The following is a 21916-nucleotide window of genomic DNA, read 5'->3' as shown; positions in this document are numbered from 1 at the left end:
CGATGAAGATCCGCACCAAAGTCATAGGCTCGGGGTTGGTCAGTCTTTCTTTTGCGTTGCTGCTCGGCGGGATCGGGCTGTGGGGTTATCACTCCATGACCGAGGCCTTGGTGCAGAACGAGACCAGTATTTCGGCCATGCGCAAGCACATGGAAGCGGACATGATGCACGACGCCATTCGTGCCGATGTGCTCGCCGCCTTGCTGGTGAAGCCGGGGGATGCCCAAGGGGCGAAGGAGGTGTTGGAGGCGTTCGATGAGCATACGCAGCGGATGCGCAAGGTCATCGCCGAAAACGCCGAGGCGAAGTTGCCGGGGGATGTCGCCAAGGCGATTGGCGAGCTCAAGCCACAGGTCGAAACCTACATTGATAAAGCCAAGCAAGTGATTGGCAAGGCGCTGGGCGGTGCCCAGGATGGCCAGGCGTTGCGGGCGGAGTTCGACGGCGCGTTTTCGGCGTTGGAGGAGCGCAACGAGGCGGTCAGTGAGCTGATCGAAAACCAGGCGCAGACGTCCCGCGAGCATCAGGACAGCAGTATTCAAAGCTCGGAGCGTTGGCTGGTCGTAACATTGCTGGCCACCTGCGTGGCGCTGGCGCTGTTGTCGTGGAGCTTGCTCAAGGCGGTGCTGACGCCGCTGAACAAGATCATCCTCAATACCCAGGCGATTTCCCAAGGGGATTTGCAGCGCTCGATGGGGGCTCAAAGCAAGGATGAGTTGGGTCAGTTGCAAGGTGTGATCGAGCAGATGCAGACCAATCTGCGGCAGATGATCGCCACGATACGCGGCCAGAGCGATGAGTTGCACGGCACGTCCCGGCATTTGGGTGATACGGCGCGGCAGATTGTGTCCAGCGCCGACCAGCAGGCCCAGAGCGCAACCAGCATGGCGGCGAGCATGGAGCAGATGATGGCGAACATCAGCCAGATCCATCAGCACGCCGACAGTGCCCGGACGATTTCGGCGCAGTCCGAGCATTTGGCGAGCAGCGGTGGCCAGGTGATTCTCGGGGTGGTGGAAGGCATGAACCGGATCGCCGAGGTGGTCAACCAGTCGTCCAGCAAGATCACGGCGCTGGATGCCTCGTCCGAGGACATTCATTCCATCATCCAGGTGATCAAGAGCATCGCCGAGCAGACCAACTTGCTGGCCCTCAACGCCGCCATCGAAGCCGCCCGCGCCGGTGAGGCGGGGCGTGGTTTTGCGGTGGTGGCCGATGAGGTGCGCAACCTGGCGGCGCGCACCACCCAGTCCACCCAGGAAATCACCGCGATGATCGAGCGCATCCAGTCCAGCGCCCGGGACGCGGTGGCGAACATGCAAGCGTGTGTCAGCCGTGTGGACGAAGGCGTCAACCTGGCCCAGCAGGCCGGGGTGTCCATCAGCGAAATCCGCACCGGTGCCCGGCATGCGGCCGAAGTGGTGGAGGAGATTTCCCAGACCATCGCCGAGCAATCGAAGGCCAGTGATGAGATGGCCCAGCGGGTGGAGTCGATTGCCGAGCAGTCCCGTGAGAACACACGCTCGATTCACAACCTGACGCAAACGGCGGATCAATTGAACGATGCGGCGGGGTCGATGCAGGCTTCGGTACAGCAGTTCAAGATCTGATCAATCGGCACTTGTGGCAGGGGGGCTTGCTTCCGCGGGCTGCACAGCAGCCCTTCAGTCCCTACTGATCAGCGAGCAAACGTTTCGCTTCCAGTCTCCCGCAAATCTTATGCTAAATTATGGCTCAGCAATAATTATGGCTAATCCATAAAACAGGATAATTGCATGAGCAGCATTTTTCAGCGCCCGGAACTGGCTGAAAGCATGGCCAACCAGCTTCTTAATCCGGGGGTTCTTGACGAAGGTTTGCGTTCAGGTCTGTTTCTGTCCGGGCTGCGCAGAACCGGCAAAACGACCTTTTTGCGAAGTGACCTGATCCCAGCCCTGGAAAAAGAGGGGGCGCTGGTCATTTATGTGGACCTCTGGAGCGACACCCTCGCCAACCCAGCCACCTTACTGCATGACGCCATTCGTAAAACGCTACAGGAATTACAGACCCCCGCCTCTGGGCTGCTTGAAAAACTCAAGCGGGTCAGCGGCGTCGATGTCGGTGCGGCAGGATTCAAGTTCGGGTTCAAACTTGAAGGAATCGGTGATGTTGGGGGCACGACGCTCGCGCAAGCGTTCACCGAAGTTGTCGATCAAGCCAAGACTGACTTGGTGCTTATCGTCGACGAGGTACAACACGCCATCGCCTCTGAAGATGGAAACCAGATGTTGCTCGCGCTGAAAGCCGCTCGTGACGCCATCAACCCTCGTCCCAATACTCCGGGTTACTTTCTGTTCATCGGCACCGGCTCTCACCGAGCGCAGGTCAGCGAACTCACGGCAAAACGTAACCAGGCTTTTTCCGGCGCAACTTCCACGGCGTATCCCGTCTTGAAGGGCGATTATGTCGAGTATCTGTTGAACCGCCTGGCAATGACTGTCAGCCAGCACAAACTGCCGTCGCTTGAAGTCGCAACGGAAGCTTTCAATACACTTGGCAACCGCCCAGAAGAAATGCTTAAGGCCCTTAGGCAAGTCTTGCAACAAGAGGGGAATCCAGACCTATTCTTGCCTGTCATCGCCAGTACGCTGCGCTCCGCCGCAGCCAACATAGAGCTCGAGAAGGTTGAGCAACTGGGCAGTCTGGCTCAAGCCATCTTCAATAAAATCGCCTCGACAGCAGGTGATGCTCGCGGCATTTTTTCCGTTGACGCGGCAGCAGAATACTCAAAGGCCGTGGGTCGCGATGTTCGTATAGAAGAAATTCAACCCGTGGTGATTGCCCTGGTGGCCGAAAATATCATCATCCGTCGCGGACATGGGATCTACGCGATTACAGATCCGTTCGTTCAGGAAATATGGCTGGAAGAACAAGCGTTGATCGCGGCAAGTTGACTCACAAACAGGGCTGCTGCGCAGCCCAGCGGGAGCAAGCTCCCTCGCCACGAATTCACTCCCTGTAAGTAGCACTGCTGATTCTGTCAGGTGTTTTTTTATTCCAACTCACACCTGACTCACCTCGAACACAAACGAAATCTCCCGCTTCTGGGCGCTCCAGACGTACCGAATATGCTTGCCCTGCACCGGAATCGACACTGCCGGAGGGCGAAACGCGGCCACGCATTCGTGGCCAGGCAGGCGGACGCTGTTGTACAGCAGCCCCCACGACAAGGTTTCACGCAGTTGCCGGGCGAACACTTGGGACGGACCATAGGCCGTAGGGTCCGGGTCGTGGAGGTGGGGGTAGTCGTGGCGGATGTCGTGCAGGGGTTTGACGACCTTGTTGACGTAGGTACGCATGGTCAATTCCAGGTCTGGCTCGTTGGTCGCCCCGAGGAAGCGTGCCTGGTGGTAGCAGGTTTCGGCGATGGCGGCTTCCTGGCTGCTGGCGGCGTAGTAGACGCCGAAGGTGCCGTCGCTGAAGCGGCTGCTTTTGCCGATGTGGGTAAACGCCGCCATCACGGGCGAGGAGCCGGGCCCGGAAACGCGGTCTTCGGGGCGCACCCGCGACAGAACGCCGGCTTCTGCCATGAGCCGGTCATTGGTCAGTGCTTCAAGGGCATACGCAGTGGGCAGGTCTTCGGGGTCGAGCACGTCCTCAAACAGTGTGATCGGCGGGAAGCTGCTGTTGACGATCCGATAGGCCCGTTTCCATTGCGGGTCCGCCAGTGGTGGCATCATCAACCGCGCACTCCGTCGAGGTAGCGCCGCACATCAGCGATGTCCACCACTCGACCGGTGAGCATGTAGGACAGCGCCGACTGGCCGTTGAACGGTGCCGCGGTGTTCGGGCTGCTGATCCACTGGTAGGCACGGTCCCGGCTGTTGCTGAAGATAATGCTCAGTGCCTTGTGGATACCCATGAGGTAGGAAATGCGCTCGAGCGTATCGCGAGGCAGCTTCACGTTTTCCGGCAATTGTTTGTATTTGTAGAAGGTCGTGTTTCCCACCTTGCCCAACAGCGTGCGCTGCTGCTCGACGCTACAGCCCCACAACGCCATGAGGTTGAAGAAAAACTTCAACGCAACTCGACCCGCATCCGGGGAATCCAGTTGTTGCTGCGCATTGAGCGTGATGGAGGAAGTCGCCATGGGTTTGGCTCCTTTATCGCGGGGTGGTGCTTAGAGGATAGTACAGATATGGATTGTTTTTAAGTTTTTATTCGCATGCGTACTCAGTCGATTCTATTTGAATAATTCGGCGTGGCTTCCCGCAGCTACTGGGCAAAATCCCCAAATCCCGCATAAGCTCCAACCATCGACTCCCGGCGCTTTTCGGCACAGTATCGCGACAAGCGCGGCAAGGTGCATGATGATAGCCAGCATGGCCACCTGGCCCGGCTCAGGTGCACAACAATAGCGAGCCCACTTAAGCAGAGGGCATTACCTCATGGATAGCAGAACCCTACGCAACCTCATGCGTATCGTGCAGACCGGCTCGTTGTCGGCAGCGGCCGAACATTCGTGCCTCACGGTGCAGGCATTGGCGGCGCAGTTGAACAAGGTCGAGGAGCAGTTCGGTTTCCGGCTGTTCCGGCGCTCGAACAAGGGCCTGACGTTGACGAGCCAAGGCTCGGAACTGACCCCCTTCATGGATCAGGTGCTGAAGGCCACCCGGCAATTGGAAGAAAAAGTCGCGGCGCTCAAGACACCGCGACAGCGCACGCTCAAGGTGGCGCTCAACACCACCCTGCCGGCAGAGTTCAACCGACGGATGATCGATCGGTTGATCGCCGTGTTCCCCCAGTATCAGCTGGAATTCAGCTACGCCGAGTCGATGGAGAACCTGAGCAAGCTCAGGAACGAAGATTTTGACCTGGCGATCCTGATTGGGCAGCAACAGAGCGGTTTTACCAGCATCACCATGCCGGACGTGCAGGTTCAGGTGGTCGGTGCCCATTGTGGCGACGAGGACGACTCCCTTGGCCTGCTCGGAGACAAGTTTCAGGTTCGTCCGGCAGAAGAGTGTCCGTATTCCCACAGTTTCCTGCGCTTTCTCGACGCTGGCCTGGGTGAATACGGGTCGAGCCAACGCATGGTGTATTCCTGCAGCGAGACGCTGACGCTGTCGTTGATCACGCAGCTCGATGGCCTGGGGCTGGTGTCCCGGGAAGCAGCGCTGCGCAATGACCTGGCGATTTTCCCCGACTTCGAGGATTTCCTCGAGGTCCGCCTGGCGGTGAACAATCCCGAGCTGTCCACGCAGGCGCTTCACGATGTGGTGGACCTGACCCTACAGGAGCGAACCGAGCGCGATGTACGCCGCCGTGCCCAGCGCCACACTGAGAAACAGATTGCGGCTGAAATACGCACATAACAGCGTCGGAATCGCGGCATAAAACTCAGGGCGATCGAGTTGTATCTGCTGGTCCTTGATCAACAACGGGGTCAGGCTGATGGCAGCGACGATCGCCACTGGCAGGTATTCCAGGGCACGGGCAACGAAGGGCGGCCAGTGGTCGGTATTGATCTGCAACGGCAGGGCCCGCGGCAGGAAGGTCACGGCCATCATCAGGACCACGACCAGGATCAGGAACGTTTGGTCAGGCATACGCCCACCCCGCAGCCAACGAACGTGGCAATGAAGACGTTGAACGGCGAACTGCCCAGCAGGCTCAGCCCGCCCATGCAGACGACAGCCGCCAGGGCCGCGATCAGTTTGTTGCGGGTGTCGCACAACGAAACCAGCACATAGAGCATCATCGCTGTCAGGGCATAGTCGAGCTGGTATTTGATGAGGTGCGCCGCGTATTGCGCGCACACCGCGCCCAGCAAGCCACCGAGCACCCAGGAGGTGTGGCAGAACAGGTTGAAGCCAACCAGGTAGCGCACGCTCACCGGTGCCCCGCTGCCAAGCTTGACGCTGTGGAAAGCGAACGACTCGTCCGTCAGCCCCGCCGCGTAGCACCAGCGTTCGAAACGACTGAGACCCAGTGCACGCAAGGCCTTGGCCATGTAGACCGACATCAGCATGTGCCGGGCATTGATCAGGAATGTGGTCAGTACGATGGTGGTCAGCGAGGCACCGCTGGAAATCAACGCCAGCGCCGCGAATTGTGAAGCGCCCGCGTAAACGAACAGGCACATCGCTACCGGCAACCACAGGGGCAGCCCGGCGTTGACCGCCATCAGACCGAACACAAACGAAACCGTGAAATAACCCGCTACCACCGGACTGGCTTCAGCAAAGGTACGCGAGGCTTGTGGTTCGACCGCCAGCGGCTGGCTGGAAGTCTTGTTCATAAATCCCTCTCGAAGGTGATTTCACCCCGGGGTTCACAGAACCCCTGGGCGGCCCAGAAACGCTTGCCGGCCAGATTAGCATCGTCGACAAAAAGGAACATGCGCAAGACGCCTACCCGCTTCATATCAGCCGATGCGGCCTCGACCAGGCGCTGGCCCAGGCCCTTGGTGCGATGCTGCGGGCTGACCGCCAGGTGATTGATCGTGCCGCGGGTACCGAGCATGCCGCCGATCACCGCGCCCACCACCTCGCCGTTCGCATCGATGGCCAGGTACGCGGTGGTGGTGTCCTGCAACAACACACCGCGCAAGAATCGGGCGTCCTGCCATTCGCAGAACGACACTTCGTCGAAACCGCGAAAGAACCGCTCCAGTCGCTCGGCGTCCCGGACCATGGCCCGACGCAACAGGACCTGCTGCGTCGAATCGTCCATGGGTTCGAGCTGTTCAGCGAACAATGTCGAAAGCGGTCCCGGGCCGCGAGAAGGAAATGGCCAGGATCTGCCGGTACGCCATCTCATGGCTATGGGTGTTGCGAGCCGGGGTCACGTAATGACGCATGTCGCGATCCAGGAAGAACGTGGTGTCGAGGATGTCCTCGTAAGTGGTCGCCGCCAGTTGTTCTTCCTGGGCGGTGTACAAGCGGCTCTCCGCGCCCGCCACATTATGGCGGCCCCAGAAATGCACGCCGCTGAACGGATAGCCGTCGCAGTGAATCCCTTCGGGGGTAATTTCCAGCTGTTTGCCCGGCTTGATCTCGATGCGGATCTGATGGATCTGGCACTGCCAGATTTCATCGTGCAGTTCCTGTGGCAGGACGTGCTTGTATACCTCGAAGTCCGTGTCGATCAGGCTGCGCATCACCGGCGAATTGATCACTTCGTTGGAGAAGTCCTCGAAGTGCCGCTCCAGTCCGCCGACATAGCTGTTGTTGGCCTTGGACTGAACGTAGGCCCGGTGCTCGAGTTGCGTGAGTTCGCGGGTCGTCGGGTTGTACTCGAAGTCGCTGTAGCGACGAAAACGCATGCCTGACTCGGCCTGGCCGTAGTAACTGTCGGGCTCCATGTTTTCCCAGCTCTTGGTCAGCCGGACAAAATCGCCGAAATGACCGTAGAGGTTGAAGTCCCCACCGCGAACGTTGACGTATTTGTCACGTCTCAGCGCTTCGCCCACTTCCCTGTTCAGAACGATCATTTTTCATAGGTCTCCACTGCATTGAGCGGCCTAATCTAGTAGGTGCAGGATTTACGTCCATGAGAAAGTATTTGAGGCATTTCAAGCGGCGCTTGAAACGGTGGACAACATGACATGATTGCGACTTTTTCTAGGGAAAACAGGCGATTTCAGTGGCTTTTCTTGCGCCAAAAGCCAAAAAGACCCGAGTTCGGCGTCGTAGCGCGATTCACTTCCCAGGTATGAATCAGTCGTGGCGAGAGGGTAGCCCCACTTGAGTACGCAGCGCTCACACCACAAGGGTGCCGCGCAGCCCAGCGGGAGCAAGCTCCCTCGCCACGGTTCTATACGCTTGTTACCTGTTCAGGCATCAGAAGACGCTGATCGGGTAATCCACGAACACCCGCAGCTCATTGCCGCTGACGTTGTACTCGCTGGACTTCTGCGACACCCGCAACACAGAGCTGCGCAACCTGACGCTCAAGTCCTTGGCCGGGCCGTTCTGGACCACGTACTTGAACTGGTTGAAGATCTCGCGCTCGGTACCGCCTTCGCTGGTGGACGTGGTGATGTTATCGCCACGCACATAAGCAACGTTATAGGTCAGGCCCGGTACGCCGAAGGTGGTGAAGTCCAGGCCATAGCCCAACTGCCAGCTGCGCTCATCCTCGGCGTTGAAGTCGGACCAGTAGGAGTTGGCCAGGTAGATCGTGTTGCCACCATCCCCCACACGATTCTGCCCACGCTGATAGCCACCGTAGGCGTAGCCCAGGTTGCTGTCGCCGGTGCTGCGCTGGTGGGCGAGCGTGAAGCTGTGCGGGCCGGTGGCGAAGGTGGCGGCCAGGCTCCAGATCTTGTTGTCGTCGCCGGTGACGTTGTTTTCGCGAACGTAGCTGTTGTCCAGCTTGGTGCGATAACCGTTGAAGTCCAAGGTCAGGGACTGATCCTTGGCCAGCGGGAACACATAGTTGGCGTTCACGTATTGCTTCTTTAATACGTCCTCGACATCCGAGGCGTAGAGCGAAGCCTTGAACTGCTCGGTGAACTGATAGCTGCCGCCCAAGACGTTGATCGACTTCAGGCCACCGCTGTCGCGGCCTTCGGCGCTCTTGCGCGATTCAGCGGTGAAACGGCCGGCATTGAGTTCCAGGCCCTTGATCTCCTTGGAGGTGATCAGCGTGCCGGTATAGCTTTCCGGCAACAGGCGCGAGTTGTCATAGCTCAGCACCGGCAGGGCCGGCATCTGGTCACCGTAGGCCAGTACGGTATTGGAGACGCGGAACTTGACCGCCGCACCGAACTTGGACAAGTCATCGGCCGCGTTGCCGCTGTCGCCTTGCTTGAAGAAATCGATGCCTTGCGCACCACTACGGCCCTTGCCGCCGTCCAGACGCAACGCGTACAGGCCAAAGGCATCTACACCCACGCCCACCGTGCCCTGGGTGAAACCGGACGAGAACGTACCGATGGCCGCCTGGCCCCACTCGGCCTTGTCCTGGTTGCCATCTTTATAGTCGCGATTGATATAAGCGTTGCGCAACAGCACTTTCAAGCTGCTATCTTCAACGAACCCTTTTGACTCCGCCTGATCGTTGGCCATGGCGTGTGTCGTGCTCAAGATCCCCAGTGCGATCAAACTAATGCGTTTGTTCAACATGATTATTTTTCCTTGTACGGGTTGATACGCACCGTGGCGAGCAGCCGAAATGGCGCTTTTGCGCTCTTTTTCGGACTCTTGCTCCTGAAAATAATGAAAAGGCCCGCCCACGTCTGATCGTGTCGGGCCTTTTTATTATTTAAGAGTCATGGCTGTCAGCCACAGGCGTAGGACGAATCCTAGTCTCGCCCTCATCGGTGTGTCAATTTCGTGAATCGTCTGTAATTAGGCGGAAAAAATCTAAGAATCGATCAAAACGAACAACCCTCCAGACCGCAGGCCACGGACGGAGTGGCGGCCTGCACCGGGAAGGTTTGCGTCAGCCATTGGGCAAATGCCTCGGGCTTGCCGAGCCAGGGGCCGATGTCGATCAGCGTGAACTGGCCATCCCGCTCCAAGGCCAAGGTTGGGAAGCCCTGGCCGCCGACCTGGGTCAGCAAGGTTCGACTGGCCTTGATGTGCCCTTGCACATCAACCGTTCTGAACGCCTCCAGGAACGCCTGGGCCGGCAGGCCAATGGATTGCGCAAGTTCCAGCAGGACGGCTTCGTCAGCGATGCGCCGGCCTTCGACGTAGTGTGCGGTTTGCAGGTGCCCGAGCAATTGCAGGCCGTGGCCGCCGAGCTGTTCGGCAACGAGGATGGCGGCCGTCGGCGGCGTCGAATCGAACACGGCGCTGTGGTCTCGCAGCAAACCTTCGAAATAGGCCTCGCCAAATGGCTGCCCGGAGTATTCAGCGATCCGCCGGTCGTGGGGCATCACGTAATTGCGCAATTGCGGCGAGACCTGCTGGCGATTGGCTCCGGTCATCATGCCGCCGCCATGGGCGATCACCGGCAGCACCGCCCGGGCGGCCTGCACCAGCGGTTTGGCGCCGTAGCACCAGCCACACAGCGGGTCGTAGATGTAATGAAGGGTGGTCATGGGGGACTCCGCTAACCATGGGGTTTGGATGGCAGCAGGATAGTCTTGGGAGCGCTGCGGAAAAACGCTGGAATGGCTTTCAATCTGTTTCACGGATCGTTCGAATGTCCTGTGGGAGCGGGCTTGCTCGCGAAGACGTCGGGTCAGCTATATATACAGTGACTGACACACCGCTTTCGCGAGCAAGCCCGCTCCCACAGGGTCTGTATCAGTCCATAGATCCTTCGGACACAAAAAAAGCGCTGCCATCACGGCCAGCGCTTTTTATCAATCCGTCGAATTCTATCCTTGCATTACATCCCACAACGCTTCCAGCTCAGCCTCACTGAACAGGCCAGCGGGGTAGCGCTCAACGATCATCCGGCGCGGATCAGGTTCTCTGATCTGACGCGTTCCGTTGGACTTCAACCACTGCGCCAAGGCTTTAAGCGACTCACCATTTACGGCCAAGGGATGGCATGTGCGCTCGCTTGTCATATTCATTCCAGCGCCCTCTCCTGGTTGATGAGCGGCTAATTTATCCAAGGTTTATGACAAAACAACTCAGCTCCACTCCCCGGAACTGCTACTGATCCAATACAAGAGCTATGCCAATGTGTTCACGCTCACGTATGAACAGGCATAAAAAAACCCACGGCCCAATCGGGCCGCGGGCTTGCCGGGATGGATCCAAAATCGCCCATTCAGAACCGGTGCAGGCGCTCTCAGCAGGCTGTTACATCGCCACTCATTTTACGTGGGGCGCCGGCTGCTGTTGGGTAAGGCAATGGATATTCCCACCCCCCAGTAACAGTTCGCGCCCTGGCACCATGACCACTTCGTGCTCTGGGAACAGGTTCTGCAGGATATCCCTGGCCTGGGCATCCAGCGGGTCGTCAAAACTGGGCGCGATGATGCCGCCGTTGACGATCAGGAAGTTCACATAGGAACCGGCCAGCCGCACGCTCGGATTACGCTCCTGGGAACCCTCCACCGCATCCACACCCGCGCATTCCTCTTCGGTGGCATACAGCGGCCCCGGGATCGGCATTTTGTGCACTGTGAACGGGCGTCCCTTGGCATCAGTGCTGTTTTGCAGGACGTTCATCGCCGCCTGGCAGCGAGTGTAGTTCGGGTTTTGCGGGTCATCGGTCCAGGCAAGCAGGACTTCGCCAGGCCGTACGTAGCAGCAGAAGTTATCCACATGGCCGTCGGTTTCATCATTGAACAGACCGTCCGGCAACCAGATGATCTTGTCCACCGCCAATTGCGCGCTGAGCACCGCCTCGATTTCCTCACGGCTCATGTGCGGGTTGCGATTGCGGTTGAGCAGGCACTCCTCGGTGGTGATCACCGTGCCTTCGCCATCCACGTGGATCGACCCGCCCTCGAGCACAAAACCTTCCGTGCGATAACGCGGGCTGCGTTCGATCTCCAGAATCTTGCCGGCCACTTGCGAATCACGGTTCCACGGCGCGTACAGGCCGCCGTCAAACCCGCCCCAGGCGTTGAAATCCCAATCGATGCCGCGCACTTCGCCGCTGTCATTGATCACGAACGTCGGGCCGGTGTCGCGGACCCAGGCGTCGTCGCTGGACATTTCCACCAGGCGGATATTCGGCACGTCCAGGCGCGCCCGGGCATTTTCGTATTGGGCTGCCGACACCGCCACGGTTACGGGTTCAAAGCGGGCAATGGCCTTGGCGACCGCCACGTGAGCAGCCTGGGCGGGCTTGCCGCCCAGGCGCCAGTTGTCCGGGCGCTCAGGCCAGATCATCCAGACCTGGGTCTGAGTCGCCCATTCGGCAGGCATGTGGAAACCATCCGCACGCGCAGTGCTGTGCAACGTTGTCATGAATCAGGACTCCAGAGAGCAATGCGAAAAAGAGGAAACGCACGTATGGCGTGCTGCGTGGACTTTATAAGCGATAAAAATCGGCTTTTAAAGTACAAAGCCATGAGAACCATGAAAAAAAGGCTAAAAACATCGACAAAAATCGATATTAAACCCTGTGAGAGCGAGCCTGCTCGCGATACGATTTTCCAACCGATTCGTAGTCGTCTGGCTACCGCTATCGCGAGCAGGCTCACTCCCGCAGGAGGATGTGTATGCCCCTCGGTGGTTACAACCCTTCCTCCAACACCTTAGTCAACATATCCACGAAAAAGTCCACGCTCTGGCGGGTCGTGACCATCGGCGGCTTGATCTTGAGGATGTTCAGGTAGTCGCCCGTCGGTTGCATGAAAATCCCGAGCTCACGCAAGCGATTGCACAGCGCCGTGGTTTCTTCAGTGGCCGGCTCCAGGGTTTCGCGGTCGCGGATCAGCTCCACGCCCAGGTAGAACCCGGAACCGTGCACCGCGCCGACCAACGGATACTGGTCGATCAAGGCCTCCAGCCGAGCCTTGAAATGCCCGCCAACCACCCGGGCGTTTTCCCAGAGGTTGTCTTCCTCCATGACATCCAGCACCGCCATGCCGATCTGGCAACTGACCGGACTGCCACCGGCCGACGAGAAGAAGTACCCCTCGGCCTCCAGCGCCTCGGCGATTTCCCGGCGGGTGATCACCGCGCCCAGTGGCTGGCCGTTGCCCATGCCCTTGGCCATGGTGATGATGTCCGGCACCACGCCTTGTTCTTCGAAGCCCCAGAAAAACTCACCCATGCGCCCGTAACCGACCTGCACCTCATCGGCGATGCAAACTCCACCGCGCTCGCGCACCATCGCGTAGACCTGCTGCAGGTAGCCGGGCGGCAGTGCGATCCCACCGGCGTTACCGTACACCGGCTCGCAGATGAAGCCGGCGAGCTGACGCTTGCTCTCGGCAATTTTCGCCAGATTGTGCTCGACACTGCGCACGTAGTCCGGCGCACTGTCGGGGCCACGGAATTCGCCGCGATAGGTGTTCGGTGCGGTCACCGGGTGCACCCAGTCGGGACGGCTGCTCAGGGCCTGGGGGTTGTCGGCGATGGAGGTCGACACCGCATCGGCGGCCACCGACCAACCGTGGTAGGCCTCCAGCACGCTGAGCATGTCCCGTCCGCCGCTGTAGGCCCAGGCCAGGCGGATTGCCAGGTCGTTGGCCTCGGTGCCGCTGTTGACCAGGAACACCCGGTCCATGTTGGACGGCGACAGCGCCAGCAGGCGCTCGGAAAACTCGGCGATCGCCGCGTAGTGGAAACGCGAGTTGGTATTGAGCAGCGACCATTGCCGGGCAGCCACCGCCGCCATGCGTGGATGGCCGTGGCCCAACACGGCGACGTTGTTGAGCATGTCCAGGTACGAACGACCTTGCATGTCGATCAGGTGGTTGCGCCAGCCGCGCTCGATGCGCGGCGGATCGACGTAATAGTGTTTCTGCGAACGGGCGAAGCTCGCATCGCGACGGGCCAGCAGCGCCTCGGGATCGATCTCCGGCTCGGCATCGCACGCCAGCCCCAGCAGCACCGCCGGCGAAGGACACAGCGCCTGCCAGGCCTGGGCCCTGGAGGGCGTGCAGAACAGCGGCGGATTCACCTGGGCGCCGCGGCACAACTGGACCCGCAGCGGCCCCGTCACGTCGCCCAGCACCTGCCCCTTGACCAACGCCGCACCGGAATGCAACGGCGATGTCACCCCCCACAACCGCACGCTCAACTGCGCACTGTCCAGTTGCAACATGCCATCGGCAGTCTTGTGCACGACCCCGGCGAACGGCGATTCGAGGGGCGTGCCTTGGGGAACACTCAACGCCACGTGCAAGGGATAAGTGTCGGGTTCGACGGCACTGTCCGGCCGGGTGCGAGACAAGCGGTACTGCCCGTAGCGGCTGGCGGCCAGGCCGTGAACCCCGGCGGCTTCCTCCAGCAGTCGCTGGTCGATCCCCGGCTGTTCCCAATTGCCGGCTTCGAAATGCGGGCTCAACACCCCCAGGTCAATCAAGGCGAACTCACGCCCTACCAGGGTCGGCAACAGCGGTGCAAAGCCGTCGCTGGCAATGGCCGGCAGGCTATGACCGACGGCAGTCAGAATGGCCGCTTCCATCAGTTCGAAGGGCACCGAATGGGCGACGCGGAAAATCTCCCACTCATGGGCCAGGTTGTCACGGCTGTATTGGTTGTCCGGGTCGATGGAAACCTGCTGCTCACCGCTGAGCACCAGGACCGCGGCGCGCGCCACGATCAGCGGCCACAGGGCCAGCAGCTCCTGGCGTTGCAAGGGGTTGACCGCGTGGTAGGCCTGGATCGCCGGCAAGATGAAGAACGGATCGCCGTCGGCGTGATGCAACAGGGCTGCGCACGTTACCGACAAGTCAGTGATGCGCCAGGTACGGACCAGGTCGCCGAAATCGATGACGCCCTGCAATTGCCATTGGCGCTGGGCATCGCGCTGCCAGACCACGTTGTCATCGGTGATGTCCATGTGGATCGCCTGCACCGGCAGGCTGGCCTTGAGCGGCAGCAAGCGCCGCTCGGCCTGTAGCGCGACCTCGGCGACCAGATGGCGCCGTTGTTCATCCTCGATGACAGGCAACAGGTACTCGACCAGGGCCGGCGCATGGCGCGCGTCCCACTGCAGGGTGCGCTCCAGGCCCGGGTGGTCGAATGTCGCCAGGGCCAGGTCCATTTCCGCACACAGGCGGCCCAGACCGGTCACCAGCTCGGGCGTCAGGTGCTTGAGTTGCGTGAGGGACTGGCCGTCGATGTATTCCAGCAGGCGCATGTGAATCGCTTGGCCGTTGACGTCCAATGTCAGCAGGTCCTGCCCGTTGCTGGCCGACATCACTCGCGGCACTTTCACCGTGTCGTGCCCGGCCAACTGCTTGAGGGCGGCATGTTGGGCCTGGATTTCCTGGATCGCGTAGTCACCGTGGCAAATTTTCAACACAAAGCGCCCGCGCTCGCTGTCGACGCGGTAGTTGAGGTCCTGGTTGCTGCCAAGGGGTCGCAGGTCGCCGCTGAGTCCGTAATTCGAGCGCAGCAGCACCAGCGCTTGCTCGGCGCTGATCTGTGGGCTTGGCAAACTGGCGCGATGAACCAACGTAGCGAGTGGCATACATGACCCCTGAGGTGGTTTTGTTCGGATGCCTATCTCGCCACTGAGTCAGGGGATAAGCAACCCCTACTGTTCAAATATATGCACAGCCGCCTGGAAAGCTGTCGAGGGTGTGTCCATGGGATATTGCTTGCACCGCTCCCGCCATGCCGACAAGCTATGCTCCTATGCTTTGTCGTCCCACGGAAAAAAGGCTTAACTTGGATGCGCATTCTCATCACTGGCGGTGCTGGCTTCATCGGCTCGGCACTCATACGGCACTTGATTCTCGAGACCGAGCACCAGGTCCTGAACCTCGATAAGCTGACCTACGCTGGCAATCTCGAGTCGCTGAGCAGCGTCGATCACGACAGCCGCTACGAGTTCGTCCAGGCCGATATTGTCGATCAAGCGACCGTCAGTGCGCTGCTCGCGCGATTCAAGCCCGATGCCATCATGCACTTGGCGGCCGAGTCCCATGTGGACCGCTCCATCGATGGCCCGGCGGACTTCATCCAGACCAACATCGTGGGCACCTACAGCCTGCTGGAGGCCACACGTGCCTATTGGCAGACGTTGGCCGAGCCACAGAAGCGCGCGTTTCGCTTCCACCACATCTCCACCGATGAAGTGTATGGCGACTTGCACGGCGTGGATGACCTGTTCACCGAAACCACCGCCTATGCCCCAAGCTCCCCGTACTCGGCGAGCAAGGCGGCGTCCGACCACCTGGTCCGCGCCTGGCAACGCACCTACGGTTTGCCCGTGCTGTTGACCAACTGCTCCAACAACTACGGGCCGTTTCACTTCCCCGAGAAGCTGATTCCCCTGGTGATCCTCAACGCGCTGGCGGGTAAACCGCTGCCGGTCTACGGCAACGGCCAGCAAGTGCGCGACTGGCTGTTCGTCGAAGACCATGCCCGAGCGCTGCTCAAAGTCGTCACCCAGGGCGCGGTCGGCGAGACGTACAACATTGGCGGGCACAACGAGCAGAAGAACATCGACGTGGTGCGCAGCATCTGCGCGCTGCTCGAAGAGCTGGCGCCACGCAAACCCGAAGGCGTCGAGCACTATGCCGACCTGATCAGCTTCGTCCAGGATCGCCCCGGCCATGACCTGCGCTACGCCATCGACGCCAGCAAGATCGAACGGGAACTGGGCTGGACACCTCGGGAAACCTTCGAGACCGGACTGCGCAAGACGGTGCAGTGGTACCTCGAAAACCTGCTGTGGTGCCAACGTGTCCAGGACGGCAGTTATCAGGGCGAGCGCCTGGGCTCGCTCGACAACAAGGATTCAATTGCATGATGAAGGGTATTGTTCTGGCCGGCGGTTCCGGCACCCGCCTGCACCCGATTACCCTCGGGGTGTCCAAGCAGCTCTTGCCGATTTACGACAAACCAATGATTTATTACCCGATCTCGGTGCTGATGCTCGCGGGCATCAAGGACATCCTGGTGATTTCCACTCCCCAGGACCTGCCGCAATACCGCAACCTGCTGGGCGACGGCCACCAGTTTGGCGTGCAGTTCAGCTACGCCGAGCAACCGTCGCCCGATGGCTTGGCCCAGGCATTCCTGATCGGCGAGCAATTCATCGGCAGCGACCCGGTGTGCCTGATCCTCGGCGACAACATTTTCCACGGCCAGTATTTCGGCGAACAATTGCAGACGGCCATCAACCGCCCAAGTGGCGCGACGGTGTTCGGCTACTGGGTCAAGGACCCCGAGCGATTTGGCGTGATCGACTTCGACTCGGATGGGCGGGCAATGTCCATCGAAGAAAAGCCCACCGCACCTAAATCCAGCTACGCAGTGACCGGCCTGTATTTCTACGACAACGACGTGATCGAGATCGCCAAGGCCATCAAGCCATCCAAACGCGGCGAACTGGAAATCACCGACGTCAACAATGCCTACCTGCAACGCGGCGACCTGCATGTCGAGCGCTTCGGCCGCGGTTTCGCCTGGCTGGACACCGGCACCCACGACAGCCTGCTGGAAGCCTCGCAGTACGTGCAGACCATCGAACATCGCCAAGGCCTGAAAGTGGCCTGCCTGGAAGAAATTGCCTACCAACAGGGTTGGGTCAGCCGCGAGCACATCCTTGAGCGCGCCCAGTATTTTGGCAAGACCGGCTACGGCCAATACCTGTTCAAGATCGCCGGAGAAACACGTTGAACGTTATCGCCACCCGTTTGCCGGAGGTCCTGATCATCGAACCGAAAGTCTTCGGTGACGATCGGGGCTTTTTCTACGAAAGCTTCAATGCCCGGGCGTTCGCCGAGGCGACCGGCTGCACCCTGCAGTTCGTCCAGGACAACCATTCACGCTCCACCCGGGGCGTGCTGCGGGGCCTGCACTATCAGATCGAACAGGCCCAGGGAAAACTGGTACGCGTCACGGCCGGTGAAGTGCTGGATATCGCCGTGGACATTCGCCGCAGCTCGCCGACCTTCGGCCAATGGGCAAGCGTTCGCCTCTCGGCGCAGAACCATCGCCAGTTGTGGGTGCCACCGGGATTTGCCCACGGCTTCGTCGTGCTGAGCGAATCGGCGGACTTTCTCTACAAGACCACCGATTACTACGCACCCTCGGCCGAACGCTGCATTCGCTGGGACGATCCACAACTGGCCATCGATTGGGAACTGGACGGCGCGCCGATCCTCTCGGCCAAGGACCAGAACGGCAAGGCCTTGCACGAGGCAGACCTGTTCCCATGAATGCTCCCTTGCGCATCCTGATCATCGGCCGCAATGGCCAGGTTTCCCGGGCACTCCAGTCGCGCCTGAACGGCATGGGCGAGTTGCTCGTATGCGGCAGCGACCAGCTCGACCTGGCGCAAGCGGACGCCCTGCGTGCCCCTATCGAGGCCCTGAGGCCCGGGCTGATCGTCAACGCCGCTGCTCACACGGCCGTCGACCAGGCCGAGAGCGAGCCGGAACAGGCGTTCGCCATCAATGCCACGGCACCGGGCATCCTGGCCCGGACGGCGGTCGAGCTGGGCATCCCGTTGATTCACTACTCCACCGACTACGTCTTCGATGGTCTCAAGCCCGCCCCCTACACCGAGGACGACCCAACCCACCCGCTGAGCGTCTACGGACGTAGCAAACTGGCCGGCGAAAATGCCATCCGCGAGGCTGGCGGCCAGCACCTGATTCTGCGCACCAGTTGGGTGTACTCCACCGAAGGCCGCAATTTCCTGCTGACCATGCAGCGCCTGTTGCAGGAAAAACCGCAACTGCGGGTGGTGGCCGATCAGATTGGCGCACCGACCTGGGCGGGCACCATTGCCGACAGCACTGCGCAACTGATCGAGCACTGGCAGGCCGGTCAGGCCGGAGCCTGGGGCACCTATCACCTGACGGCCCGGGGCGAAACCTCCTGGTTCGGTTTCGCCCAGGCCATCGGCGAAAACCTGCTCGAGCGGCACAAGCCGTGCGCGCTGCTGGAGCCCATTGCGTCCAGCGATTACCCGACGCCGGCCCCTCGACCGTTGAACTCGCGCCTGGACTGCACCCGCCTGTTCAAGGAATGGGCGGTGAGCCAGCCCGACTGGCGAAGCGCGTTGCAGCAGTGCCTGGCCGGACAAACCTAGTACGGCCTTACAAATAGTATTTGCGGGGCAACTAGGCATAATACGCCTGTCACCACAGGCGCCCCATGCTCATGAATTCCACCCTTCCCCGCAGACCCCGTTGGCGCAGCCTGGCCTTGCTCGCGCTGTGCCTGGCGCCGTTGCTGTGGCCGTTGGAGCACCTGGCCGAACGTTATTACCGCAGTGAACTGGCTGGCCAGAACCGCCAGACACTGGACCTTTACGTTGCCAACCTGCTGGGCACGCTGCACCGCTATGAGGTCTTGCCACAGATTCTCGGCGAGCTGCCGGCCTTGCGCGCTGCCTTGTCGGCCCCGGACGACGGCGTGACCCAAGGCAACGCCAACCGGCTGCTGAAAAACATCAGCACCCAGACCGGTGCCGAAGTCATGTACCTGATGGACCCTTCCGGCAAGACCCTGGCCGCGTCGAACTGGGACAAACACGACACCTTCGTCGGACGCAACTTCGCCTTCCGACCGTACTTCATCGAAGCCATGGCCGGGCGCCTGGGGCGCTTCTTCGGCCTGGGCACTACGTCCGCCAAGCGCGGTTATTTCTTCGCCGCCGCCGTTCGCGAGCGCGAAAAAGTCATCGGCGTGCTGGTGGTCAAGGTCGACCTCGACCACACCGAGAGCCTGTGGGGCAAGACCCCGGAACAGTTGCTGGTGACCGACCACAACGGCGTGGTCATCCTCACGTCGCGCCAGGAATGGCGGTTTCGCGCGACCCGGCCGTTGAGTGACGACGAGCGCAAGGCCATCAGCGCGGTGCAACCTTATCCTACCCGCGACCCCAAGCCGCTGAACCTGGACGCCAACGCCTGGCTGCCCCAGACCCAGTCCATCGAAGAGACCGGCTGGAGCGTGAGCATTCTTGCCCCGCGCACGTTGATCGATCGGCCGGTGCGCACCGTGGTCGCCATCGGTGGCGCGGCATTGCTGGTCTTGATGCTGTTGCTCGGGTTGATGATGCAACGCCGGCGCCATTACCTGGATCGGATCGCCTTCGAAGCCAAGGCCCGACAGGAACTGGAGGGCCGGGTGGCCGAACGGACCAGTGACCTGGAGGGGCTGAACCGGCGCTTGAAGCAGGAAGTGCTGGAGCGCGAGCAGGCGCAGCAGGAGTTGGTCCGTGCCCAGGACGACCTGGTGCAGGCCGGCAAGCTGTCGGCCCTGGGAACCATGTCGGCGAGCATCAGCCATGAGCTCAACCAGCCGCTGGCGGCAATCCGCAGCTACGCCGAAAACGCCGAGATCCTGCTCGACCACCAACGCACCGAAGACGCCCGCGGCAACCTCAAGCTGATCGGCGAACTGACCGGGCGCATGGCGTCGATCATCGCCCACCTGCGCGCCTTCGCCCGCCGCGACCGCCATGCCCCGGAAAGCGTCGCCCTGCAACCGGCACTGGACGATGCCCTGGCGCTGCTGGCCAAACGCCGACGCAGCATGGAAGTGGAACTGATCCGCGACCTGCCGGCCGCCACGCTGTGGGTCGAAGCCGGCGAAACCCGCCTGCGCCAGGTACTCGGCAACCTGCTGGCCAACGCCCTCGATGCGCTCACCGAAAAGGGCCCGCCACGCAAGCTCTGGCTCAGTGCCCAGGCCACCGATACCGGCGTCAACCTGTGCATCCGCGATAACGGCCCGGGCTTTTGCATGGAAGCCCTGGGCCGCGCCGGCGAACCTTTCTACACCACCAAGACGCGCACCCAAGGCCTTGGCCTGGGGCTGGCGATCTGCGACACCCTGATGCGCGCCTTCGGCGGCGAACTGTCGTTCGCCAACCACAAGGAAGGCGGCGCCCTGATCACCCTGAAGCTGCGCGCCGGCGCGCCCGGGGTGAGCCTGCAACCGTCCGAGGACCGAAGTGTATGACCATCGATAACCGGATTGAGGTGGTGCTGATCGATGACGATCCCCATCTACGTCAGGCCTTGAGCCAGACCCTCGACCTGGCCGGCCTGAAAATCCTGCCCCTGGCCGAAGCCAAGGGCGTGGCCGGGCAACTGCCCCGTGACTGGCCAGGCGTGGTGGTCAGTGATATTCGCATGCCCGGCATGGACGGCCTCGAACTGCTGGGCGAACTCCACGCCCAGGACCCGGAACTGCCGGTGCTGTTGATCACCGGCCACGGCGACGTGCCGCTGGCGGTGCAGGCAATGCGCGCCGGGGCCTACGACTTCCTGGAAAAACCTTTCCCCAGCGATCATCTGCTCGACAGCGTACGCCGCGCCCTGGCCTTGCGCCGCCTGGTGCTGGACAACCGCAGCCTGCGCCTGGCCCTGAGCGATCGCCATGAACTCAGCGCCCGCCTGGTCGGGCAATCGTCCCCGATGCTGCGCCTGCGCGAGCAGATCGGTGCACTGGCCGCCACCCGCGCCGATGTGCTGATCCTCGGTGAAACCGGCGCCGGCAAGGAAGTGGTCGCACGTGCATTGCACGACCTCTCGGGCCGACGCAACGGCCCCTTCGTGGCGATCAACGCCGGAGCCCTTGCCGAGTCGGTGGTGGAGAGCGAACTGTTCGGCCACGAACCCGGTGCTTTTACCGGCGCGCAGAAACGCCGCATCGGCAAGTTCGAGTTCGCCAACGGCGGCACGCTGTTCCTGGATGAAATCGAGAGCATGAGCCTGGATGTCCAGGTCAAGCTGCTGCGCCTGCTGCAAGAGCGCATGGTGGAGCGACTGGGGGGCAACCAACAGATCCCGCTGGATATCCGCGTCATCGCCGCCACCAAGGAAGACCTGCGCCAGGCCGCCGACCAAGGGCGTTTTCGCGCCGACCTGTATTACCGCCTGAACGTCGCACCACTGCGCATACCGCCCTTGCGTGAACGCGGCGAGGATGCGCTGATGCTGTTCCAGCATTTCGCCAACGAGGCCAGTACCCGCCATGGCCTGCCGCCCCACGAATTGCAGCCGGCCCAACGGGCGTTGCTGCTGCGCCACAGCTGGCCGGGCAACGTCCGGGAACTGCAGAACGCCGCCGAGCGTTTCGCCCTGGGCCTGGAACTGGCCCTGGACAACAGCGCGCCCGATGGCAACCCTGGTGCACCGGTAGAACTGGTCAGCGGCGGCTTGAGCGAGCAGGTGGAAAACTTCGAGAAAACCCTCATCGCCGCCGAACTGGCCCGCCCCCACAGCTCGGTACGCAGCCTGGCCGAAGCCCTGGGCATTCCCCGCAAGACCCTGCACGACAAGTTGCGCAAGCATGGCCTGACCTTTGGCGACAGCAGCCAGGGTTCGGCCGATGAGTCCGATTGAATTATCGTCATTTCCCCGTCA

General features: G+C 61.1%; 20 protein-coding genes. 9 read left to right on the top strand and 11 right to left on the bottom strand.

The window, feature by feature from the left end:
• Positions 1-2: 2 nt before the first annotated feature.
• Both ACMTA2_RS02690 and ACMTA2_RS02685 read left to right on the top strand, forming a co-directional pair.
• The gene (locus ACMTA2_RS02690; RefSeq protein WP_413793611.1) at positions 3-1610 is read left to right on the top strand and encodes a methyl-accepting chemotaxis protein; all 1608 of its coding nucleotides are present in this window, start codon (positions 3-5) and stop codon (positions 1608-1610) included.
• A gap of 165 nt (positions 1611-1775) precedes the next feature.
• Positions 1776-2933 (top strand): AAA family ATPase, encoded by a 1158-nt coding sequence (locus ACMTA2_RS02685; RefSeq protein ID WP_413793610.1) that lies wholly within the window; start codon positions 1776-1778, stop codon positions 2931-2933.
• 108 nt (positions 2934-3041) lie between these two features.
• Here the strand turns inward: ACMTA2_RS02685 and ACMTA2_RS02680 are convergent, their stop codons facing one another.
• Positions 3042-3719, bottom strand: coding sequence for an RES family NAD+ phosphorylase (locus ACMTA2_RS02680; RefSeq protein WP_413793609.1), 678 nt, complete (start codon positions 3717-3719; stop codon positions 3042-3044).
• Positions 3719-4129, bottom strand: a complete 411-nt coding sequence (locus ACMTA2_RS02675; protein ID WP_014336071.1) for an MbcA/ParS/Xre antitoxin family protein — start codon at positions 4127-4129, stop codon at positions 3719-3721. The genes ACMTA2_RS02680 and ACMTA2_RS02675 overlap by 1 nt, the downstream gene beginning before the upstream one ends.
• Positions 4130-4427: 298 nt before the next feature.
• Between ACMTA2_RS02675 and ACMTA2_RS02670 the strand changes: the two genes are divergently transcribed.
• Positions 4428-5354 carry a LysR family transcriptional regulator gene (locus ACMTA2_RS02670; protein ID WP_413793608.1) on the top strand — a complete coding sequence of 309 codons (927 nt, stop codon included), beginning with the start codon at positions 4428-4430 and terminating at the stop codon, positions 5352-5354.
• Here ACMTA2_RS02670 and ACMTA2_RS02665 read toward each other — a convergent pair.
• From ACMTA2_RS02665 to ACMTA2_RS02625, 9 genes are all read right to left on the bottom strand, one after another.
• Positions 5271-5588 carry an AzlD domain-containing protein gene (locus tag ACMTA2_RS02665; RefSeq protein ID WP_122565219.1) on the bottom strand — a complete coding sequence of 106 codons (318 nt, stop codon included), beginning with the start codon at positions 5586-5588 and terminating at the stop codon, positions 5271-5273. The genes ACMTA2_RS02670 and ACMTA2_RS02665 overlap by 84 nt on opposite strands.
• Positions 5567-6280, bottom strand: coding sequence for an AzlC family ABC transporter permease (locus ACMTA2_RS02660; RefSeq protein ID WP_053117411.1), 714 nt, complete (start codon positions 6278-6280; stop codon positions 5567-5569). The genes ACMTA2_RS02665 and ACMTA2_RS02660 overlap by 22 nt, the downstream gene beginning before the upstream one ends.
• Positions 6277-6714, bottom strand: a complete 438-nt coding sequence (locus ACMTA2_RS02655) for a GNAT family N-acetyltransferase (RefSeq protein ID WP_413793607.1) — start codon at positions 6712-6714, stop codon at positions 6277-6279. Before ACMTA2_RS02655 ends, ACMTA2_RS02660 begins: the two co-directional genes overlap by 4 nt.
• A gap of 13 nt (positions 6715-6727) precedes the next feature.
• On the bottom strand, positions 6728-7474 hold the full coding sequence (locus ACMTA2_RS02650) for a 2OG-Fe dioxygenase family protein (RefSeq protein WP_413793606.1): 747 nt from the start codon (positions 7472-7474) through the stop codon (positions 6728-6730).
• A gap of 349 nt (positions 7475-7823) precedes the next feature.
• On the bottom strand, positions 7824-9110 hold the full coding sequence (locus tag ACMTA2_RS02645) for an OprD family porin (RefSeq protein WP_413793605.1): 1287 nt from the start codon (positions 9108-9110) through the stop codon (positions 7824-7826).
• Between the two features lie 251 nt (positions 9111-9361).
• The gene (locus tag ACMTA2_RS02640; RefSeq protein ID WP_413793604.1) at positions 9362-10033 is read right to left on the bottom strand and encodes a DsbA family protein; all 672 of its coding nucleotides are present in this window, start codon (positions 10031-10033) and stop codon (positions 9362-9364) included.
• A 282-nt stretch (positions 10034-10315) separates the two neighbouring features.
• Positions 10316-10516: a hypothetical protein gene (locus ACMTA2_RS02635; RefSeq protein ID WP_413793603.1), complete on the bottom strand. Its 201-nt coding sequence runs from the start codon at positions 10514-10516 to the stop codon at positions 10316-10318.
• A gap of 244 nt (positions 10517-10760) precedes the next feature.
• Positions 10761-11867, bottom strand: coding sequence for an agmatine deiminase (gene aguA / locus ACMTA2_RS02630; RefSeq protein WP_413793602.1), 1107 nt, complete (start codon positions 11865-11867; stop codon positions 10761-10763).
• Positions 11868-12135: 268 nt separating this feature from the next.
• Complete coding sequence (locus tag ACMTA2_RS02625) at positions 12136-15048, bottom strand: aminotransferase (protein ID WP_413793601.1); 2913 nt, start codon at positions 15046-15048, stop codon at positions 12136-12138.
• A gap of 204 nt (positions 15049-15252) precedes the next feature.
• On the opposite strand from ACMTA2_RS02625, the gene rfbB reads away from it, so the two are divergent.
• From rfbB to ACMTA2_RS02595, 6 genes are all read left to right on the top strand, one after another.
• Entirely contained in the window at positions 15253-16335 is a 1083-nt protein-coding gene (rfbB, locus tag ACMTA2_RS02620; RefSeq protein ID WP_413793600.1) for a dTDP-glucose 4,6-dehydratase, read from the top strand.
• Positions 16332-17207 carry a glucose-1-phosphate thymidylyltransferase RfbA gene (gene rfbA / locus ACMTA2_RS02615; RefSeq protein ID WP_413793599.1) on the top strand — a complete coding sequence of 292 codons (876 nt, stop codon included), beginning with the start codon at positions 16332-16334 and terminating at the stop codon, positions 17205-17207. Before rfbB ends, rfbA begins: the two co-directional genes overlap by 4 nt.
• On the top strand, positions 17204-17749 hold the full coding sequence (rfbC, locus tag ACMTA2_RS02610) for a dTDP-4-dehydrorhamnose 3,5-epimerase (RefSeq protein WP_413793598.1): 546 nt from the start codon (positions 17204-17206) through the stop codon (positions 17747-17749). Before rfbA ends, rfbC begins: the two co-directional genes overlap by 4 nt.
• Entirely contained in the window at positions 17746-18627 is an 882-nt protein-coding gene (gene rfbD / locus ACMTA2_RS02605; RefSeq protein WP_413793597.1) for a dTDP-4-dehydrorhamnose reductase, read from the top strand. Before rfbC ends, rfbD begins: the two co-directional genes overlap by 4 nt.
• A gap of 71 nt (positions 18628-18698) precedes the next feature.
• Positions 18699-20507 carry a sensor histidine kinase gene (locus ACMTA2_RS02600; protein ID WP_413793596.1) on the top strand — a complete coding sequence of 603 codons (1809 nt, stop codon included), beginning with the start codon at positions 18699-18701 and terminating at the stop codon, positions 20505-20507.
• Entirely contained in the window at positions 20504-21895 is a 1392-nt protein-coding gene (locus tag ACMTA2_RS02595; protein ID WP_413793595.1) for a sigma-54-dependent transcriptional regulator, read from the top strand. The genes ACMTA2_RS02600 and ACMTA2_RS02595 overlap by 4 nt, the downstream gene beginning before the upstream one ends.
• Positions 21896-21916: the final 21 nt, after the last annotated feature.

The sequence above is a fragment of the Pseudomonas medicaginis genome, from assembly GCF_965119365.1.
Taxonomy (GTDB): domain Bacteria; phylum Pseudomonadota; class Gammaproteobacteria; order Pseudomonadales; family Pseudomonadaceae; genus Aquipseudomonas.
This window is presented reverse-complemented; position numbering and strand designations above follow the sequence as displayed.

Excerpts from the sequence above, each read along its gene's own strand:
- ACMTA2_RS02645 (WP_413793605.1), bottom strand. The coding sequence starts at position 9,110 with ATGTTGAACAAACGCATTAGTTTGATCGCACTGGGGATCTTGAGCACG.
- ACMTA2_RS02640 (WP_413793604.1), bottom strand. The coding sequence starts at position 10,033 with ATGACCACCCTTCATTACATCTACGACCCGCTGTGTGGCTGGTGCTAC.
- ACMTA2_RS02670 (WP_413793608.1), top strand. The coding sequence starts at position 4,428 with ATGGATAGCAGAACCCTACGCAACCTCATGCGTATCGTGCAGACCGGC.
- ACMTA2_RS02595 (WP_413793595.1), top strand. The coding sequence starts at position 20,504 with ATGACCATCGATAACCGGATTGAGGTGGTGCTGATCGATGACGATCCC.
- ACMTA2_RS02635 (WP_413793603.1), bottom strand. The coding sequence starts at position 10,516 with ATGAATATGACAAGCGAGCGCACATGCCATCCCTTGGCCGTAAATGGT.
- ACMTA2_RS02650 (WP_413793606.1), bottom strand. The coding sequence starts at position 7,474 with ATGATCGTTCTGAACAGGGAAGTGGGCGAAGCGCTGAGACGTGACAAA.
- ACMTA2_RS02665 (WP_122565219.1), bottom strand. The coding sequence starts at position 5,588 with ATGCCTGACCAAACGTTCCTGATCCTGGTCGTGGTCCTGATGATGGCC.
- ACMTA2_RS02660 (WP_053117411.1), bottom strand. The coding sequence starts at position 6,280 with ATGAACAAGACTTCCAGCCAGCCGCTGGCGGTCGAACCACAAGCCTCG.
- ACMTA2_RS02625 (WP_413793601.1), bottom strand. The coding sequence starts at position 15,048 with ATGCCACTCGCTACGTTGGTTCATCGCGCCAGTTTGCCAAGCCCACAG.
- rfbB (WP_413793600.1), top strand. The coding sequence starts at position 15,253 with ATGCGCATTCTCATCACTGGCGGTGCTGGCTTCATCGGCTCGGCACTC.
- ACMTA2_RS02685 (WP_413793610.1), top strand. The coding sequence starts at position 1,776 with ATGAGCAGCATTTTTCAGCGCCCGGAACTGGCTGAAAGCATGGCCAAC.
- ACMTA2_RS02655 (WP_413793607.1), bottom strand. The coding sequence starts at position 6,714 with ATGGACGATTCGACGCAGCAGGTCCTGTTGCGTCGGGCCATGGTCCGG.
- rfbA (WP_413793599.1), top strand. The coding sequence starts at position 16,332 with ATGATGAAGGGTATTGTTCTGGCCGGCGGTTCCGGCACCCGCCTGCAC.
- ACMTA2_RS02690 (WP_413793611.1), top strand. The coding sequence starts at position 3 with ATGAAGATCCGCACCAAAGTCATAGGCTCGGGGTTGGTCAGTCTTTCT.
- ACMTA2_RS02600 (WP_413793596.1), top strand. The coding sequence starts at position 18,699 with ATGAATTCCACCCTTCCCCGCAGACCCCGTTGGCGCAGCCTGGCCTTG.
- rfbD (WP_413793597.1), top strand. The coding sequence starts at position 17,746 with ATGAATGCTCCCTTGCGCATCCTGATCATCGGCCGCAATGGCCAGGTT.
- ACMTA2_RS02675 (WP_014336071.1), bottom strand. The coding sequence starts at position 4,129 with ATGGCGACTTCCTCCATCACGCTCAATGCGCAGCAACAACTGGATTCC.
- ACMTA2_RS02680 (WP_413793609.1), bottom strand. The coding sequence starts at position 3,719 with ATGATGCCACCACTGGCGGACCCGCAATGGAAACGGGCCTATCGGATC.
- aguA (WP_413793602.1), bottom strand. The coding sequence starts at position 11,867 with ATGACAACGTTGCACAGCACTGCGCGTGCGGATGGTTTCCACATGCCT.